This is a genomic window from Corynebacterium sp. PCR 32 (assembly GCF_037464985.1).
In the GTDB taxonomy this organism is placed as follows: domain Bacteria; phylum Actinomycetota; class Actinomycetes; order Mycobacteriales; family Mycobacteriaceae; genus Corynebacterium; species Corynebacterium kroppenstedtii_D.
The window spans coordinates 92,530-110,156 of record NZ_JBAHVL010000004.1 but is presented as its reverse complement, the minus strand read 5'-3'; the positions used below and the strand labels follow the sequence as shown (position 1 = coordinate 110,156).

The following is a 17,627-nucleotide window of genomic DNA, read 5'->3' as shown; positions in this document are numbered from 1 at the left end:
CTCATACGCTATCTACGGTCACCCATGACTCCCTTCATGGGCAGCGTGGACTACGCTATCCCACTCCCAATGACTCCATTGTCCAGAACGCACGCATTGCTTCAGACAGCGCAAAGCAGTCATACTCATGGCTCATTTCCCGCGCAGAATGCATTGATAACAACGGGATACCAACATCAACTGTCACCATTCCCAAGCGCGTCGCGGTAATCGGCCCAATCGTCGATCCACACGGCATTGCATTATTTGACACAAAAACCTGGTGGCGCACACCAGCCTTTTCACATGCACGCTGCCAGATTGCCTCACCCACTGCATCAGACGCATACCGCTGGTTAGCATTAATCTTCACCATCGGCCCACGTCCCATCATCGGACGAGTATCCGGGTCATGCCGTTCGGGATAATTCGGGTGTACAGAATGCCCCGCATCCGACGACAAACACACAGAGCGAGCCATCATCCGCGCCTCATCGTCGGTGTCACATCCCAGGGCCCTCGCTGTCCGGTGCACAACATCCTCAAGAAATGGCCCTGCTGCACCCGACCGCGTCGCTGAACCTACTTCTTCATGATCATTAGCAACGAACACCAGGATGTCCTTACCATGACGTGCATCGGTACTCAGATCCTGCATGACGTGAAACCCTGCAAATACAGATGACAAATTGTCTTGACGCCCCGAGGCAACAAATTGTGAACGCACGCCAAACCTGGCGGATTTTTGGGAGGGAACCAGCATGAGGTCCCACGAACGGATCTCATTCCTCTCAGAGAGGCCCACTGATTGGGCAACGACGCCAAGAATATCAGCCTCATCATCGTCGACTGTCCACACCGGATGGACGTGTGTCTGTGGGTTGAGTGTTAACCCTTCATTGACTTTTCGATCCAAATGGATCGCCAATTGAGGAATTCGTGCAATCGGCTCCGTCCTCACCACGTGGACCCCACCATTCTTATCCACGATTCGTCCAGCCACGAGCAATTCGCGATCAAGCCACGAATTCAATACAGCGCCTCCGTACACTTCCACTGCCAGCTGGCCCCAGCCATCGGGCGATGTGGACTGTGGGGTCGGCTTCAGGGTGAGTGCGGGCGAATCTGTATGTGCACCAATAATGCGAAAACCAGTGGTGTCTCCCTTCGCCTTCCTGGACTCAGGACGTTGTGGCGCATCCGGTATGACATAGGCAATCAATGCGCCATCTCGAACAACAAAATGGCCACCGCGGGAGACATCCCAGGCTTCTGTCTCTTCTTGTCGACGAAATCCTGCGCGAGTTAGTTCCTCGGCCATGACAGCGACCGCATGGTAGCTGGTAGGCGAGTGATCTATGAAGGTCATGTACGTGTCGATGTAGTGTTCTATTCCCGATACAGCCATGTCACGATCATATGTGTGCACTGCGGTGTGGCGATAAGACACACAATTCACCGGGGCTGCCGGGGGGACTTCATGCCTATCCTGAAGGCGCGTTTATAGAATTTTTTGGCTACTCTTAGATCCTATGTCTGAACTTTCCGATATTTTGACTAAGGACGGCACCCGTGAAGCCGTCGTGTCTGACCTGTCAGCATCGACTGAAAATTCGATCCAGAATCTGTCGGGCTTGTCCGGCAAAGCAATCAAAACTGCGTACAGTGGTGCAGTCAAGGCCCGTCCACATGTGGTGAAGGACATGACTGATCGTCTTCTTCCTCACCTCGCGGACCGCTTGGACTCCTACTGGCAGGCGTATAAAAATGGTCAGCCAGAGGGGGGCTTTGGCCAGTACTTGGAGACGCGTTCAGACGAGGTCACCAAAGATCTGGTGGAACTCAGTGACGAACGTATCGACACGATTGATAATTCTGGCGCCCAGAAGCTCTACAAGACGTTCCGGGGGAAACTCGAGGGGCTCGTTGAAAAAGGCCTCCCTGATCTTGGAGCCATCATCGAAAAGCATGCCGCCTAAATAGGGGTATCACCGGGGGACGATTGCCTTGCTGGCACACGACGTTGTCTATCGTCATGTGTTCGTTTTACCGGTGACAAAAACGCAAAACCCAGCCTTTCTTCTGAGAAGATCGGCTGGGTTTTTGTCATGTTTCACGTGAAACGGGGCGATCGAGACGAGGTCATGTCTGCCTATGTTCAGGACAATGGGTCGCCCCATGATGGGTATATGTTTGCCGCCCGTGAACTACCCACACAACGCTCATGAGCGCCGTCCATGTCACCCCCACAACAAGGGCAAGACGGGTTTCATCATCGAACATCATCATCACGATGGTGACAACGACCATGGCAAGTGCGAAATACTGCCCCCACGGCCACAGCGGAACAGGATACGCCAAATCCTTTTTTGTCGGAGCCTCGTCTCCCGTTCGACTCGCGAGATGCGCCAGAAGTATCATTAGCCACACAAATACTGTCGCAAATGTTGCCAGCGCGGCAATCACAAGAAACACTCGATCGGGAATCACAACGTTGATAACCACACCAACCACTAGGACTCCTAGCATTACCGCCGTCGTAAAAATAGGTACTCCTTTTTCCGACGTGCGTGCAAACGATCGTGGTGCCAGCCCTTCCGCTGCCATACCATGAACAACTCGGCCCGCTCCAAACAGATCCGAGTTAATAGCAGATAAAGCAGCAGTAATCACGACCACGTTCAGCGCAGACGCAGCCCAGTTCACACCAAGATCGTTGAAAATCTGGACGAATGGTGATGACTTGCCGTTGATGTCCGACCATGGATTAATTGTCACGATCACCGCGATGGCCAACACATAGAACAAAAGTATGCGAATGGGTACGGAATGAATCGCCTTCGGAATCGTTCTCGCCGGATCCTCAGCGTCTCCAGCTGTAACACCTATAATTTCGGATCCGCCAAACGCAAACATAACGACGACGAGAGCCATCGCCATACCCCAGGTTCCGTGGGGAGCGAAGCCACCATGCGACCATAGATTATGAACTCCGGTACCAGGGTGGTTCCCGACGCCGCATATGAGGATCGCTGCTCCCCCGCCGATCATTGCGACCACTGCGGAGACTTTGATGATTGTCAGGCCGAATTCAAGCTCTCCAAACAGGCGGGTGCTCGTGATGTTTACAGCGCCGACGATGAGTAACGCGACTGCCACCCATATCCATTGGGGGGTTTCTGGGTACCAGAACTTCATGTATGTTCCAATAGCCGTTAAATCAGTCAGGCACACAATGACCATCTCGAATGCGTACATCCACCCAGTGATATACCCTGACCACGGGCCCAGAAAGATGCGGCAATATTCGGCGAATGATCCAGATACAGGCATCCGCACGGCCATTTCACCCAATGCCCTCAACATGAAGTACACAACAGCTCCACCCAGAACATAAACGAGGAGAACAGCTGGGCCGGCAGATTTTATGGCATCAACTGAGCCGTAAAATAGCCCTGTCCCTATTGCGGACCCCAGGGCGATAAAGTGGACATGTCTCGCGTTTAGGCCTCGGCGTGGGTGTGTCTGAGCGGGTGATGACCGCTCGGCATCTGCATTGCCCATATACATTCCTTTACTGTCCGATAGCAGGCTAGGTCGACGCCCCTCAATGTCAGTGCCTTCCACACATCAGGGCGTTTCACGTGAAACATTCGACAAGGAACACGGGGTTCCTGTGGGCATCTCCCGTTTGTCGCTCTCACAAGTTAACCATCCCTCACCCTCGGCGGCGCAAGACGTCTCAGATGAAATGCCATCAGAGAGACCCCTGCCACATACGACATAGGTTCGATGATACCCACAGCCTTCAGCAATGTTTCACGTGAAACATTGCATTAGCAACAAAACAGGGCCAGGCGTCACCATCGCACAAACATGAAAGATTGAACATTGCGTTCCTGAACACCGTCACACGCCAGGACACTAGGAATATAAACCCAGCCATCATTTCGTCACACTGACTAAAATAAGGCAAAGCGGCTGACCATGACGATCAGCCGCTATACCCACTCCCCTCCCCCATCAGAGAGGCCTCATATAACTAAATATCCAAGAAACGAACATCCTTCGCATTACGCGTGATGAAACTTCGGCGAGCAACAACATCGTCACCCATCAGAACGGAGAAAATTTCATCCGCCTTCGCCGCATCATCTAACTGAACCTGACGAAGAATCCGAATCGATGGATCCATCGTCGTCTCCCACAGCTCCTTGGGATTCATCTCACCCAAGCCCTTATAGCGCTGAATGCCATCATCCTTGTTGATCTTACGGTTCTGATCAAGCCCCTCAGACAACAGCTCATCACGCTCAGCATCCGAGTACGCGAACCCGGGGTCCCCCTTACCCCACTTCAACTTGTAGAGCGGCGGCTGCGCCAAATAGACGTGTCCTTCCTCTACCAACGGGCGCATGAAACGGAACAGCAAGGTCAACAGCAGCGTAGCAATATGGGAACCATCCACATCGGCGTCAGCCATGAGAATAATCTTGTGGTAGCGCAGCTTCTTGATGTCGAACTCATCATGAATACCCGTGCCCAACGCCGTAATAATGGCTTGGACCTCGTTATTCTTCAGCACTCGATCCAGGCGCGCCTTCTCCACATTCAGAATCTTTCCACGAAGCGGAAGAATAGCCTGGTACATCGAATCTCGACCCGACTTTGCCGAACCACCAGCAGAATCACCCTCCACAATGTAGAGCTCAGACAATGCCGGATCCTTAGATCGACAATCAGCCAGCTTACCCGGCAAGCCACCCAAGTCCGTCGCCGATTTCCGACGAACCAAGTCACGAGCTTTTCGTGCCGCCACACGCGCCTGCGACGATGACACTGCTTTGTTAACAATAATCTTCGCTTCAGCCGGATTCGACTCAAACCAGTGGCTAACGTTCTCAAATACCTGTTTCTGAACGAAGCTCTTGACCTCAGTATTCCCGAGCTTCGTCTTCGTCTGCCCCTCAAACTGCGGATCCGCCACACGCACCGAAATCACAGCAGCCAGACCTTCACGACAGTCATCGCCACTAAGATTGGGTTCTTTGTCCTTAAGAAGCTTACGATCCCGCGCATACCTATTCATCAATGACGTTAATGCAGCACGGAAACCTTCCTCGTGCGTTCCACCTTCCGCCGTATTAATAGTATTGGCAAAAGTATGGACACTCTGGGCATAGCCCGAATTCCACTGCAGGGCGATCTCAACCTCGTGATCATCACCCTTCGCATCAAACGTAATAATCGACGGATGAATAGCCGTTTTCGTCTTATTAAGCGACGCGACGTAATCCTTCAACCCATCGGGGTAATGGAAAGAAGCACTCCGCTCCTTCGGCTTCTTCGCTTTCTGTTCCGCATCAGCAGCCGCTTCTTCAGCGGACTTCGCAGCAGCTGCTTCTTCAAGGGAATCGCCGTTGTCCTCAACCGCACCAGACTGATCACGCTGATCAGTCAGCGTGATGGACAGACCCTTATTCAGGAACGCCATTTCCTGAAGACGCCGAGCAATAGTCTCGAACTTAAACTCAGTTGTTTCAAAAATATCGGCATCCGGCCAAAACCGAATGGTCGTTCCGGTCCCGCGAGCTTTCTTTCCTTGCACGAGATCATCGGGAATAGCATTGGTAAAGTTCTGATACCAGCGGTAACCATCACGCTTAATCTCGGCTTCGACATGGGTGGACAGTGCATTCACAACGGAAATACCAACACCATGCAAACCACCCGACACTGCGTAAGAATCATTGTCAAACTTACCGCCAGCGTGAAGTTGCGTCATGACAACTTGAACTGTGGGGGCTCCCGAAGGGTGCATCGAGACGGGAATACCGCGCCCATCGTCGACAACCTCAATGCCCCCATCCTTCAAGATGGTGACGTCAACATGGGTGGCATATCCAGCCATCGCTTCGTCGACAGAGTTATCAACAACCTCCCACACAAGGTGGTGCAGTCCCCTCTCACCGGTAGAACCGATGTACATTCCGGGTCGCTTACGAACGGCTTCGAGGCCTTCAAGGATAGTGATCGATGAGGCGTCGTAGTCGTGCCTTGTGTTATTTACGGCAGCATTTTCGGCCACGATGTAGCAGCGCTCCTTTACTTGTCACAGTTGATCACCATCATACCTGGTATCCCCCCTCAGTTGAACGCCTACCGTCCGCCTAGGGGCCGTATAACGCGATTTCAGGGTCCTCCATGGTCACCCGTGATACTGGAACCGTGCCAACAGAATGCCCAACGAACTACCCGTAGGTGTCGCGTGGCCCCCGACCCTTCACATGTAGGGGCCCATGCCGCCACGACGGTGGGCGTGGACCGAAAATTTTCACCTGAGTAATGATGTCCGGGCCCACATGTGCAGTGATTTTCCTCAATAATTCTGTCTGAAGGTACCGCAATTCCGTTGCTTTCGCGGTGGAATCACACTCAATAAAAAGAGTCGTCCCTTTAATCATCACCACTGTCGAATGCTCACCGAGATAGCGCCCAGCCACCGTCGGCCAATTGGTCTTAATCCATCCATGAGAGATCTTCTCAGACCAACCTCGACGAACAACTTCCCGACTCATAATGCTGCTCACTGATTCATACCGGCGGATGTTTGTTCGTCGATGCCCATCCGGACCTGTCGGATACACCCGAGAATTACGGGAAAATTCCCGAAATACAGATGGCGAGAGCGCAGAATCTGCAGCATCAGACGATTGCTTCGATCCCCTACTTCTCCCTTCGGACTCGACCTTCGGCGACGTCCCCGCGCTCCCCCGGGTCGCCGGAGACACAACAACTTTCCGAAGGTTAGGTGGCACAGACACGCGGCCGTGGGAAATGACACGTGCCAGTGCCTCCGCAACAGGATCATTCACTAGCATCATCTCCGTGTCCGCAAGTTCCATCCTCCGATGCAGAATCATGCGTAATTCGTGAACATCTTATGTCTGAATCATCGGACGTCAACGCCTCAACTGATAAAACACGAACATCACCGGTGAGGAGATCGTCAGGTAAGTCATCCCCCACGGCAGCAGTCACCAAAGTTTGCTCTGCATCCCGAGCAACCGCGGCAAGAGAGCGCCGTCGCGCATAATCCAACTCAGCAAAAACGTCGTCAAGGATAAGAATAGGATCGGTTCCCTGTTGACGCTGCCACTCAAACGATGCCAACCGGAGAGCGAGCGCGAACGACCATGATTCGCCATGACTGGCGTAACCACGGACAAGTTGGGTTCCCAGCATAAGGTCAACATCATCGCGGTGAGGTCCAAGAGTACTTGTCCCCCGCTGAATATCGGTATCACGCCGGCGTGCTAATTCCGCCAACAGCACGGCCTCAATAACAGCAGTCGCCTCAGCGACATCACCAGCAATGTATTCCGGGGTCAACCCTGTCTGCGTAAGACTGTCCTCGATAGTGGAACGGTACCTCATGTGTGCTGGCCGCGATGCTGGAGCCAACCGCTGATACGCTCGTTCAACATACGGCGAAAGAATGTGTGTCAGTACCATACGCTGCACCATGACTTGTGCACCCGCAACAGCAAGCTGCGAATCCCAAGTATCAAGGGTATCGAGAGCAGAATCTGAATCAGTCCCACCACCATAGCCATGGCGAAGAGGTTTCGAGGTCCGCTTGAGTAGCATATTTCGCTGGCGAAGGATTTTGTCATACTCGGCACGACTTCCCGCCCAACGCGGAAAACGCCCAATAAGGAGATCATCGAGGAAACGACGGCGATGATCAGGCTCCCCACGAACCAATGCGAGGTCTTCTGGGGAGAAGACAACAGTTCGAACAATGCCAATCAACTGACGTGTGCTTTTACAGGGAGCTCGGTTAATCTGCCCACGATTCGCGCCCCGGGCCTTGATAAGAAGATGAGCTGTGAGCTCCCGCCCGTTGTTAATCGCCGTTGCTGACACCGATGCCTGTTCATGTCCTTCACGCACCAGTGGTGCATCCGTCGACACTCGATGCGAGCTCAGGTGAGCGACATAGTCGATGGCCTCCACCACATTCGTCTTCCCATGGCCATTCGGCCCCGACAACACGGTAATTCCCGAACGCAGCTCAAGATCAAGCTCTGACCATGACCGGAAATGACGTAATTGCAGTGCGCGTATATACACAGATGAAGTGCCTCACGACGATAGTGGTTTTAACCTGGAAGCCGAACTGGCATCAGTAGATACGTAAAATATGTCTCGGGTGTCGGGAACTGCCCGTCACTGTCTTGTTCCGGCATACTTTCTGGTTCGGGAATCAAAATTGCTGGCCGGGATGGCTGAGTGAACCCGAAAACTACCTTCGCAGTATCAATAGAGGACAGCCCCTCCTTCAAATAATTCGCATTAAATGCGATAAGAAGAGGCTCACCGACAAATTGCGCAGGAAGGGCTTCTTCAGCAGTTCCGGCTTCGGCACCACCAGCGGACAAAACGACTTGCCCCTCGGAGAACTCTAATTTCACCTGCGCGTTCCGCTCAGCTACCAAGCTGACACGTCGAATTGCATCCAATAATGGCGCGATTTCTACGATCGCCATGGACGAATGGTTCTTGGGCAGCAGAGGCCGGAATTTGGGAAAGTCAGCGTCGATCAGACGCGTTGTAGTCTGTCGATGCTCTGACACGATGCCAAGGAGCCCGTCCTTGCCCACGTCATGTGCTGATCCCATCGCAAGTTCAATGGGATCACTCATCCGACTATCGAGGGTGCGAGCAGAATCTGCCAAGGTCCTTGCGGGGATAAGGAGTTCTGCATTGACATCGGGCGACGACGGTTCCCATGTAAACTCCCGGACAGCCAAGCGGAACCGGTCTGTCGCAGCGAGAACAACGTTTTCCCCCTTGACCTCCATTTTGATGCCGGTCAGCATTGGCATGGAGTCATCTTTACCTGCAGCAGAGGCAACTTGGCTAATAGCTGCAGTGAAGGTGTGCGGGTCGATGCGACCAGTTTCTTCCGGCAGTGTAGGAAGTTCTGGATAATCGTCGATGGTCATCGCGGGAAGCTCAAAATTGGATTGACCACACGTGACATAGACCTTCGTCCCCTCCACTGAAATGGCGACATCCTTATTCGGAAGCGAACCAATAATGTCATTCGCTAATTTGCCCGCGACAAGAACGCGACCAGGCTCAATGACTTCGGCTGAAATCCGTACGCGGGTCGACACTTCATAATCGAACCCGGCAAGGAGTAAGCCATCATCATTAGCAGTCATCATGACACCACGAAGGATTGGCTGCGTCGGCTTGCTCGCTAAGCTGCGAGCGACCCAGCTCAGCGCACCAGATAAATCGTCTTTGGCTACTCGGAAAGAAGCACCGTTGGGGTCCATTGTTCACTCCGTGTTCATTGTGGCGATCGTGATACGACGGCACTGGCTTGCCTTATTCGGCTTATTGCTGGGGCCATCACTATGAGTTCGTGATGTTCGCATCACACCAGGCGTCGCAGATTACTGCACGATTGGATGTTACCTACTCCTGGTGACAAACCCGAGTCATTTTTTACTACTCAAACCCCTTATTGACTTTCAGTATCAACAAGGGATCTGGGTCAGAGCGGCTGCTGATGGTTTTTGTTATTCCTCATTGAAGAGGTTATCCCCACATGGAGCCGAGCCCTATCTCTATAACGTAGATTTCAGGAGAAAAAAGCGGTAGTAGCAGTAGGGGGTGTGGAAACAGTGGATAACCCTTGTTGCCGCTTGTCATCCTTGTCGCCGCGGTGTGGAAAAACTGGGGATAACTCTGTGGATAGATGGGGGTGCTGTGTGAACAACATGCACCTCATTCCAGTTATCCACAATGACGGGGCGGTTATCCCCTATTGTATCCACTGTTTTTTGCCCGTTATCCACAGAAGGGACATTGGAAAAAGTGTCATAACTCATCGAATGTTAGCGAAAGTGCTACGCGGCGATCTGTGATTGAAATCACTAAATAACAAAAGTGTAATTACATACGTGTGGATAACTCTGTGGATAGCGAAAAATATTACGAACACCGCAGGTCAAAGGTTTAAGTTATCCACAGAGATCAGTAAAATCCCAGGACTACTACCTCGCCTGGTTCTTAATCCGTGCGGTGATCTCCTGAATCGCCTCACTCGTCGAGCGCTTTTCGGTGATTTCTTTCCGAATCTTCCGCTCCGCGTACATAGCCGTCGTATGATCACGACCACCGAAGTTGTTGCCCACTTTAGGCAACGAAAGATCAGTAAGCTCCCTGCACAGATACATCGCAACCTGCCGTGCATGAGCAATCGGACGTGCTTTCCCTGGCCCAGTGAGATCCGCGGTCGTAAGGTTAAAATACTCTGCAGTCACGGACATGATCGTCGGCGCTGTAATCTCAACGACTTCCGGAGCGACCAAATCTTGAAGCTGGTCACGGGCCATATCTAACGTCACCGGGGTGTTTTGGATTGAGGACACAATGAGAACTTTGTTCAATGCACCCTCTAATTCACGGACCGATTCAGCTTTCTGCTCAGCAATGAACGACAGCACCTCATTGGGGACATCGGCGTTTTCCCGCTCGGCTTTCAAACGAAGAATAGCGATACGTGTTTCGAGGTCAGGCTTCTGAATGTCCTGGGTGAACCCCCATTGGAATCGGGTACGTAGCCGATCTTCCAGCTCGGTGAGCTCTTTGGGAGAACGGTCTGAACAGAGCACGATCTGTTTTTGCGCTCCGTGAAGAGCGTTGAAATTGTGGAAGAACTCAATCTGTGTTTCAGGTTTACCAGCAAGAAACTGGATGTCATCGACCAAAAGAATGTCGAAGCTACGGTACTTCCGTTTGAAATCCTCACCTCGGTTGTTCCGGATGGAGTTGATCCACTCGTTGGTGTATTCCTCGATGGATACATATCGGACTCGAAGGTTCGGACGAAGCTCAAGTGCGCGGTGCCCGATAGCATGCAAGATGTGGGTCTTTCCTAGTCCTGAACCACCCCACACAAAGAGCGGATTATAAGCCTGAGCAGGATTTTCTGCGACAGCAATGGCCGCGGCACGAACAACCCTATTTCCTTCACCTGCGACGAGGTTATCGAAGGTGTAATTCTCGTTAAGCCATGATTTCTCAGAGTCGGGCTTATGGTCCTGGCGTCGCTGGTTGTCCCCACCATCAATGTATCCTTCATTCCATGGTGGCGAGACTATGTCTGCAGTGACCGGCTGAGCTGGAGGAACTGCGGTACTAGCTGTCGGTGGGGGCGCAGTCTTAGGCGTAGAGCGGCTAGTGCGGCGAGAAGAACGATTGCTCTGAGTGAAGTCGTATCCGGGGTACTGAAGGGTATAAGGGTCATCGTGCTGCGGTTCTCCGCCCCTGGCCTGGGGAGTTTCTTCTGATACCGCGCCACTTGAGCTGACAGAAATCGCTAACTTGATGGGCTCGCCAAGCACAGTGCTAAGGCGTGACGAAATAATGTCACCAAGTTTGCGCTCGAACACCCCTTTTGCAGTCCGATTTGGGGTTGAGATGACGGCGACACCGCCGATGAGTCCAACTGGAACAGCCTGCTTTAACCAGGCTTTATCTTGGGGGGTAATCCGAACGTCGGTGGCCTGCCCAGGAATATCCGAGCGGAGGCCCACAGCCATCAACTCAGCGACAACAGAGTTCCAGGTAGCGAAAAAATCGCTATTGGACTGTCCAAACTCGTGTGGGCTGCCCCCAAGTTCCATCGTTATTCCTTTGCATGTTTGTTTTGTTGGTACGTCCGTGTGAGCTTTACACCCTAATGCGGGGCTTGTCTCACGAAAAACGGCAACCCCGAAGATCGCGAGCACAGCCTGAAGGTCAGGTTTAGAAACTAAATTGCGTTGGGCGAAATTCCACAATTGTAATTTAGGTTCTCCCCAACTTTCAGCTGACTTGTGAATAATCTGTGAATAGCATAATACAGACGTCAACAAGGTTTTCCACAATGTTATCCACAAGTTGGGGATAAACTGCCGATCAAGTTATCCCCAGACCCCCATAATCTTGTGGATAACACATTGTCGCTAAAAATTCGCTGTGACCTGCTGTGATATCCCTAAAGTAAAGGTTGAGACCACATATGTGGACAAGTTATTCACACCCCTTGTGGACAACTTGTGGACACGCGAGACGACCTGGCTATTCGATCCGCACGAAGTTATCCACAGGGGAGCTCTCGTGCTATTTCCTACAATGACGACAATGTGCGAATAACAGAATTGTCATTTAGGGGTGTATATGGAGGGGGGAGGCTCTGATTTGTGGCTCGTATGGTAGACCCCGTAGTCTTATATGGTCATTCGTATTAGATCCGTCATACCTATGCGCTTTATTGGTGCGGGTCTTTCACGAGCGTGGCAATACACAGCGATTTTGGCCGTGGCTTCTCGCCGTTTCCTCGCCGAATGGCTGCTCACCCCATGTTTGTTGCATGGGAAGTGCTAGCGGACGTATACGTACCGCTCAGTGATTGGGATGTCCTCGCGGATTTCTGTATTGCCAGAGAAAATAATTGTTACATGGCACGCCGTTGGCGTCGTGAATGTGGAGGGCGTGACCCCCGCGTCGACGCTGTACGTAGCGAGCCCGAGTGTATTGAGGAGTTGAGTACCGTGGCCAAAGGCAAGCGGACTTTTCAGCCGAACAACCGTCGTCGTTCCCGTGTTCACGGCTTCCGTAGCCGCATGAGTACGCGGGCTGGTCGTGCCATCGTGGCAGCACGTCGTCGTAAAGGACGTAAGTCTCTCACCGCATAAGAGCGTTACCATCGCGCGTCGTGCCCATCTCACACATATGGGGAGGCGTAGCGCGGTGACAGTAGTGGAGTTCCTCGACACAAAGCGGTGTCGAGGAACTCCACTTTGTTTATATAATCCATTGTCTATCCGGTCTTTATGTCAAGGATGTGACTCACGTGCTTCCATCATCACACCGGTTGCGTCATAGCTCCGATGTCCGGGCAACTTTGCGTGGTGCATCAGCTGGCAGCAAAGTCGTCATCGTTCACGTTGCATTACGCGAGATGGACCCCGCGACCGCTGATCTCATCACCGGTCCGCGTGTCGGCGTGGTGTGTTCCAAAGCCGTGGGAAACTCGGTGATCCGACATACACTGGCACGAAGGCTTCGACATTGCGCGCGGGATGTGGTGGCGGGCCTCCCACGAAATAGTGATCTGGTCATCCGTGCACGACCTGCAGCTGTCCATGCCACGCACGACGCTTTATCCGAGGCGATTGCATATTGTACGAGAAAGGCTCATGCCGCAGCGGAACGACGACGCACGCGGTAGTCCGCTAGCTCACGGGCCGTGCGAGACCGGTGAGTCGGAAGACTTAGATATGGGGATGACAATGTTTCACGTGAAACGTTCGCAACCACACAGCGGCGACGGTCATCACTGTGACATTGCTGACGACAGTGTCGATAGATCTCCTGGGAACTATCCCCCTAACCTGTTGTTACATACTGCCTACGGCGCGGGCGAGCCCACTGCAGTGCCTCGACAATCATGGATTGAAAAAGCGATTCTTTTCTACCAGCATGGTATAAGCCCGTTAAAAGCTGGGCCCTCCTGCCGATTCGAACCCACCTGCAGTAATTACGCCCTCACAGCTGTCCGCAGGTACGGTGTTCTACGAGGTGTGCTCATGGCCGCAATTCGCCTGTCGAAATGTGGCCCCTGGCATCCGGGTGGGTGGGACCCTGTTCCTCCGCGACGCAGGCCGCGTGGGCGCTCGCACCACGTACATGCACACCATCAACTACATACTGATGGTGGTGAAGATGCCTGAAAATCCGTGGTACGCAGTGCAACTAAGACAACGTCCACGGAACAGTCACGGCCCCACAGTCCAAACCGTAAAACGATTAGGAGCGACGCACCCCCGTGCTTAACTTCATCTACTACCCCGTGTCCTGGGGCATGCTGGCCTGGTACAAATTTTTCGGGTTGTTCCTCAATCCGAATTCCGGTGTGACTTGGGCATTGTCTATTATCTTCCTGGTATTCACCATACGTATCTTCCTCTTTAAGCCCATGGCAAATCAGATGCGGTCGGGCAGGAAAATGCAGGAATTGCAGCCCAAAATGCAGGAGCTACGGGCCAAATATAAAAATGATCCGCAGTCACTCGCCATCGAATCACGCAAGCTCCAAAAAGAAATGGGGTTTAACCCTCTCGCGTCGTGTCTTCCGGCATTAGTTCAGGGTCCTATTTTCCTTTCGCTGTACCACGTGCTGCGGTCGTTCAACCGCACAGGCACCGGACGTACCGAATTGGGGATGACCGTTGAACAAACCCGGAATACCCCCAACTACGGATTCGGGACCCAAGAAGTTCAATCCTTCCTTGATGCCCGCCTATTTGGTGCGCCCCTGTCGTCCTACATTCGGATGCCGGAGAAGGCCTTCAATGCGTTTTCTGCGAGAGGGGACATTGACTTCACCCGAAGCAACATCCTGATGGTAGCGATTCCCCTGATCATCATTTCTTCACTGGCGACGCATATCAATGCTCGCAACATGGTGCGGAGAAACAAGGCTCGTCAGGTCACAGATCCGAAGAAGAACGCGCAAAACCCGCAGTTGGCTATGCAGGCCAACATTATGAACAACATGATGCTGTGGGTCTTCCCAGTCACCATTCTGATCACTGGTATTTTCTGGCAAATCGGCCTGCTGACCTACATGCTGGCTAACAACCTGTGGACCTTGGGACAACAGATCATCATCTTTAACAAGATGGATCGTGAAGAGGAAGAAGAAAAGAAAGCCAAGGCAGAAGCCCAGCGCGCAACTGCTCCCAAAGTGGGGCAAAAACCACAGAACACCAAGAAAAAGGGCGGCAAAAAAAAGAAATAATTGCATCCGTGCGTTGCAACGAATGGCGCACACAGTAAGTATGGACGAAGGAGGGCCGCCGGCCCTCCTTCGTTGTTGTCGATGAGGCTGGGTCATTGAGACAGTGGTTGTGGTACCACAGAGTTCACAGAAAGCGCATAATTGAAGTATGAACGAAGGTTCCACGAATTCAACTGATCGCGCCGCTGAGGCTGCCGCCGACTACCTTGAAGGGCTCTTAGATGCTGCCGACCTTGATGGCGATATCGATTACGGTGTGAGCCAGGGGCGACCGTTCGTTGAGCTTCCCGGTGGGGACTGCTCCCGGCTGGTCGGTGGTCATGGCGAAGGAGTCGACGCGTTGCAGGTATTGACGAGGTTGGCTGTCCGGGCAGCGGGGTTCACTGATGTGCCGGGAGTTGTGGTTGATGTCGACAGTTACCGGCGTACCCAACGACAAGAACTATTTGCGGAGGCTGACCAAGCGATCGCACAGGTTCGTGAGACTGGTGTGCCCGTGATTCTGCGTCCCATGAATCCATTTGAGCGGTCCGCTATCCACACGCGCGTTGCGGAGGTAGATGGATTGAGATCAGAAAGCGCTGGGTTGCCTCCGATGCGTACTGTTGTGGTTTCACGTGAAACATCCGGTGACACTGTACGCTAGCTTCGATGAGCGACGACAACACTGAGACCATGGCAGACGTGAGCAATGTTTCACGTGAAACGTCTCGACACCGCGCGAGCCACAAAGGAGATACACACGTGGCGAACGGATCACACAGCGAGCCGGCAATAGCGGGTAACCACCCTGACGAGGTCAAGGGATGTGTGGGCAGAGACAAGCACACCACCACTCCCCTCCCCCCTGAGGTGACGACGATCTTCGGAGATCGACGTGACCGTGCCGTGGCCTATCATGAATCATTACGGACCGACGCCACCACCCGAGGACTCATTGGACCCCGCGAAGCACCACGGTTGTGGGAACGTCATATCCTCAATTGTGCCGTCATCGGCGAGGTGATGGTAAACGGTGCGCGGGTGGTGGACATTGGAAGTGGTGCAGGCCTCCCCGGAATTCCACTTGCACTAGCACGTCCAGACCTCGACATCACACTTATTGAACCGCTCCTACGGCGAGTGACCTACCTCCGGGAGACTATCGACACACTTGGCCTCGACAACGTGACTGTTGTCAGAGGTCGTGCGGAAGAAAAGACAATCATCACACAACACCGGGGTGCGGACTATGTCACCAGCCGGGCTGTTGCTCCATTAGGTAAACTCATGCAGTGGTCGCTGCCACTTACGACGCAGCACGGCCTTGTTCTTGCCATGAAAGGGACAAGTGCAGACGACGAAATCCACCGGGATCAGAAAGCCATTAGTGCAGCTGGCGGTGGACCGTGCACTATCATTCGCGTCGGATCCGACGTGCTTCCTGAAGCCACCACCATCGTGCGCTGCGAACGACGCTAGATCCCAACACGGGGGTGCCGTGGGTGCGACCAGGAACGCTAGTTAGTTCCTCTGAATCCGGCTAGGATTAGCCAGGTTACGACAAGGCGGCGGACAGTGACATGGAAGTTGCAAAACACCTACACAAAAGGACGGGGACATGGTCAGGGTTTCGTCGGATGAATATGACTATGACGACGACAACAGTATTGAAGAACAAGCCCGACGGGCTGCACGGTTTCAATCTGGAGCAATGACACCTCTGCCGAAACCTCGCCACACACGCAAAATTGCATTGGCGAATCAAAAAGGCGGAGTCGGAAAAACCACGTCGACCGTGAATCTGGCGTGGGCTCTCTCCCTGCGTGGCCAGAAAGTGTTGGTGGTCGACCTTGATCCACAGGGGAACGCTTCTACCGCCTTGAGCGCTGAGCATCGCGCAGAAGGAACACCATCGACCTATGAGGTCATTATTGGGGAAATTGAACCCAAGGATGCTGTTCAACCCCATCCGTCGAATGCGAACATGTTCACTATTCCTGCCACCATTGATCTCGCTGGCGCTGAAATGGAATTAGCGAACGGGTACAACCGTGAATACCGTGTTGCGCACATGCTGGGTGACGACGCCATCGAAGATATGGGCTTCGACTACATCTTTATTGACTGCCCCCCCTCGCTCGGCCTCTTAACCATTAATGGTTTAACGGGGGCCAACGAAATCGTTATTCCGATTCAGTGTGAATTTTACGCACTTGAGGGCGTGACCCAACTCACCGAAAATGTTCGTCTCATCCGGGAGGCACTTAATCCTAACCTGGACATCACCGGCGTTCTCCTCACCATGTATGACAGTCGCACCAACCTTTCTCACGACGTTGAAAATGATGTCCGTGAATCCTTTGGCCCGTTGGTATTTGATCGCGTGATACCCCGCAATGTTCGCGTATCTGAGGCGCCAAGTTACGGGCAAACAGTGATCCAACATGACGCCGGGTCCCTCGGCTCAGCTGCATACATGGACACTGTCGAAGAATTGTCCCGTCGCGAACCCGATGCACCCCTATGTGATGCTGATCCGCGCCGAGGGCGTCACACACGGTGACGATGGTACGAGCGGCGCTCGATGTTTCACGTGAAACATCCTTGTCTTGCTCATCTCACCACCGTGGCAAGCCCCTACTAGTGTGCCACTGCTTTCGACGAGGCCCACTCCCCCACACTTTTCTTGGACAGAAGAAACCAACAAACCCGACAACCAAGAAAAAACTGACTAGGCTACTGATCACAAGGTGCTCGGCACACGCCGTGATCGACAATGCATCCAACCCACCTGTAC

15 protein-coding genes are annotated in these 17,627 nt (G+C 53.1%); 8 read left to right on the top strand and 7 right to left on the bottom strand.

The features are described 5' to 3' along the window. Positions 1-55: 55 nt before the first annotated feature. Positions 56-1,387 carry a M18 family aminopeptidase gene (locus V5S80_RS06695; RefSeq protein WP_395169986.1) on the bottom strand — a complete coding sequence of 444 codons (1,332 nt, stop codon included), beginning with the start codon at positions 1,385-1,387 and terminating at the stop codon, positions 56-58. A gap of 124 nt (positions 1,388-1,511) precedes the next feature. Between V5S80_RS06695 and V5S80_RS06690 the strand changes: the two genes are divergently transcribed. Beyond that, a complete protein-coding gene (locus V5S80_RS06690; protein WP_395169985.1) occupies positions 1,512-1,958 on the top strand; it encodes a DUF6918 family protein in 447 nt (148 codons plus the stop codon). A gap of 163 nt (positions 1,959-2,121) precedes the next feature. Here V5S80_RS06690 and V5S80_RS06685 read toward each other — a convergent pair whose 3' ends face one another. The 6 genes from V5S80_RS06685 to dnaA form a co-directional block, all read right to left on the bottom strand. Further along, complete coding sequence (locus tag V5S80_RS06685; protein ID WP_395169984.1) at positions 2,122-3,543, bottom strand: amino acid permease; 1,422 nt, start codon at positions 3,541-3,543, stop codon at positions 2,122-2,124. A 478-nt stretch (positions 3,544-4,021) separates the two neighbouring features. Beyond that, positions 4,022-6,067, bottom strand: coding sequence for a DNA topoisomerase (ATP-hydrolyzing) subunit B (gene gyrB, locus V5S80_RS06680; protein WP_395169983.1), 2,046 nt, complete (start codon positions 6,065-6,067; stop codon positions 4,022-4,024). A gap of 163 nt (positions 6,068-6,230) precedes the next feature. Continuing rightward, positions 6,231-6,854 (bottom strand): DciA family protein, encoded by a 624-nt coding sequence (locus tag V5S80_RS06675; protein WP_395169982.1) that lies wholly within the window; start codon positions 6,852-6,854, stop codon positions 6,231-6,233. Further along, positions 6,847-8,115, bottom strand: coding sequence for a DNA replication/repair protein RecF (gene recF, locus V5S80_RS06670; RefSeq protein WP_395169981.1), 1,269 nt, complete (start codon positions 8,113-8,115; stop codon positions 6,847-6,849). Before recF ends, V5S80_RS06675 begins: the two co-directional genes overlap by 8 nt. 29 nt (positions 8,116-8,144) lie before the next feature. Beyond that, positions 8,145-9,329: a DNA polymerase III subunit beta gene (dnaN, locus tag V5S80_RS06665; RefSeq protein ID WP_395169980.1), complete on the bottom strand. Its 1,185-nt coding sequence runs from the start codon at positions 9,327-9,329 to the stop codon at positions 8,145-8,147. A 723-nt stretch (positions 9,330-10,052) separates the two neighbouring features. Continuing rightward, positions 10,053-11,687, bottom strand: a complete 1,635-nt coding sequence (gene dnaA / locus V5S80_RS06660; RefSeq protein WP_395169979.1) for a chromosomal replication initiator protein DnaA — start codon at positions 11,685-11,687, stop codon at positions 10,053-10,055. Positions 11,688-12,596: 909 nt separating this feature from the next. On the opposite strand from dnaA, the gene rpmH reads away from it, so the two are divergent. The 7 genes from rpmH (at position 12,597) to V5S80_RS06625 (ending at position 17,393) form a co-directional block, all read left to right on the top strand. Beyond that, positions 12,597-12,740 carry a 50S ribosomal protein L34 gene (gene rpmH, locus V5S80_RS06655; RefSeq protein ID WP_395170083.1) on the top strand — a complete coding sequence of 48 codons (144 nt, stop codon included), beginning with the start codon at positions 12,597-12,599 and terminating at the stop codon, positions 12,738-12,740. A 158-nt stretch (positions 12,741-12,898) separates the two neighbouring features. Then, positions 12,899-13,276 carry a ribonuclease P protein component gene (gene rnpA / locus V5S80_RS06650; RefSeq protein ID WP_395169978.1) on the top strand — a complete coding sequence of 126 codons (378 nt, stop codon included), beginning with the start codon at positions 12,899-12,901 and terminating at the stop codon, positions 13,274-13,276. 223 nt (positions 13,277-13,499) lie between these two features. Beyond that, complete coding sequence (gene yidD, locus V5S80_RS06645) at positions 13,500-13,778, top strand: membrane protein insertion efficiency factor YidD (RefSeq protein ID WP_395170082.1); 279 nt, start codon at positions 13,500-13,502, stop codon at positions 13,776-13,778. 95 nt (positions 13,779-13,873) lie between these two features. After that, entirely contained in the window at positions 13,874-14,848 is a 975-nt protein-coding gene (gene yidC, locus V5S80_RS06640) for a membrane protein insertase YidC (RefSeq protein ID WP_395169977.1), read from the top strand. A gap of 148 nt (positions 14,849-14,996) precedes the next feature. Next, entirely contained in the window at positions 14,997-15,494 is a 498-nt protein-coding gene (locus tag V5S80_RS06635; RefSeq protein WP_395169976.1) for a protein jag, read from the top strand. A gap of 164 nt (positions 15,495-15,658) precedes the next feature. Continuing rightward, the gene (gene rsmG, locus V5S80_RS06630) at positions 15,659-16,309 is read left to right on the top strand and encodes a 16S rRNA (guanine(527)-N(7))-methyltransferase RsmG (protein ID WP_395170081.1); all 651 of its coding nucleotides are present in this window, start codon (positions 15,659-15,661) and stop codon (positions 16,307-16,309) included. A gap of 139 nt (positions 16,310-16,448) precedes the next feature. Continuing rightward, the gene (locus tag V5S80_RS06625) at positions 16,449-17,393 is read left to right on the top strand and encodes a ParA family protein (protein ID WP_395169975.1); all 945 of its coding nucleotides are present in this window, start codon (positions 16,449-16,451) and stop codon (positions 17,391-17,393) included. The last annotated feature ends 234 nt before the right edge of the window (positions 17,394-17,627 follow it).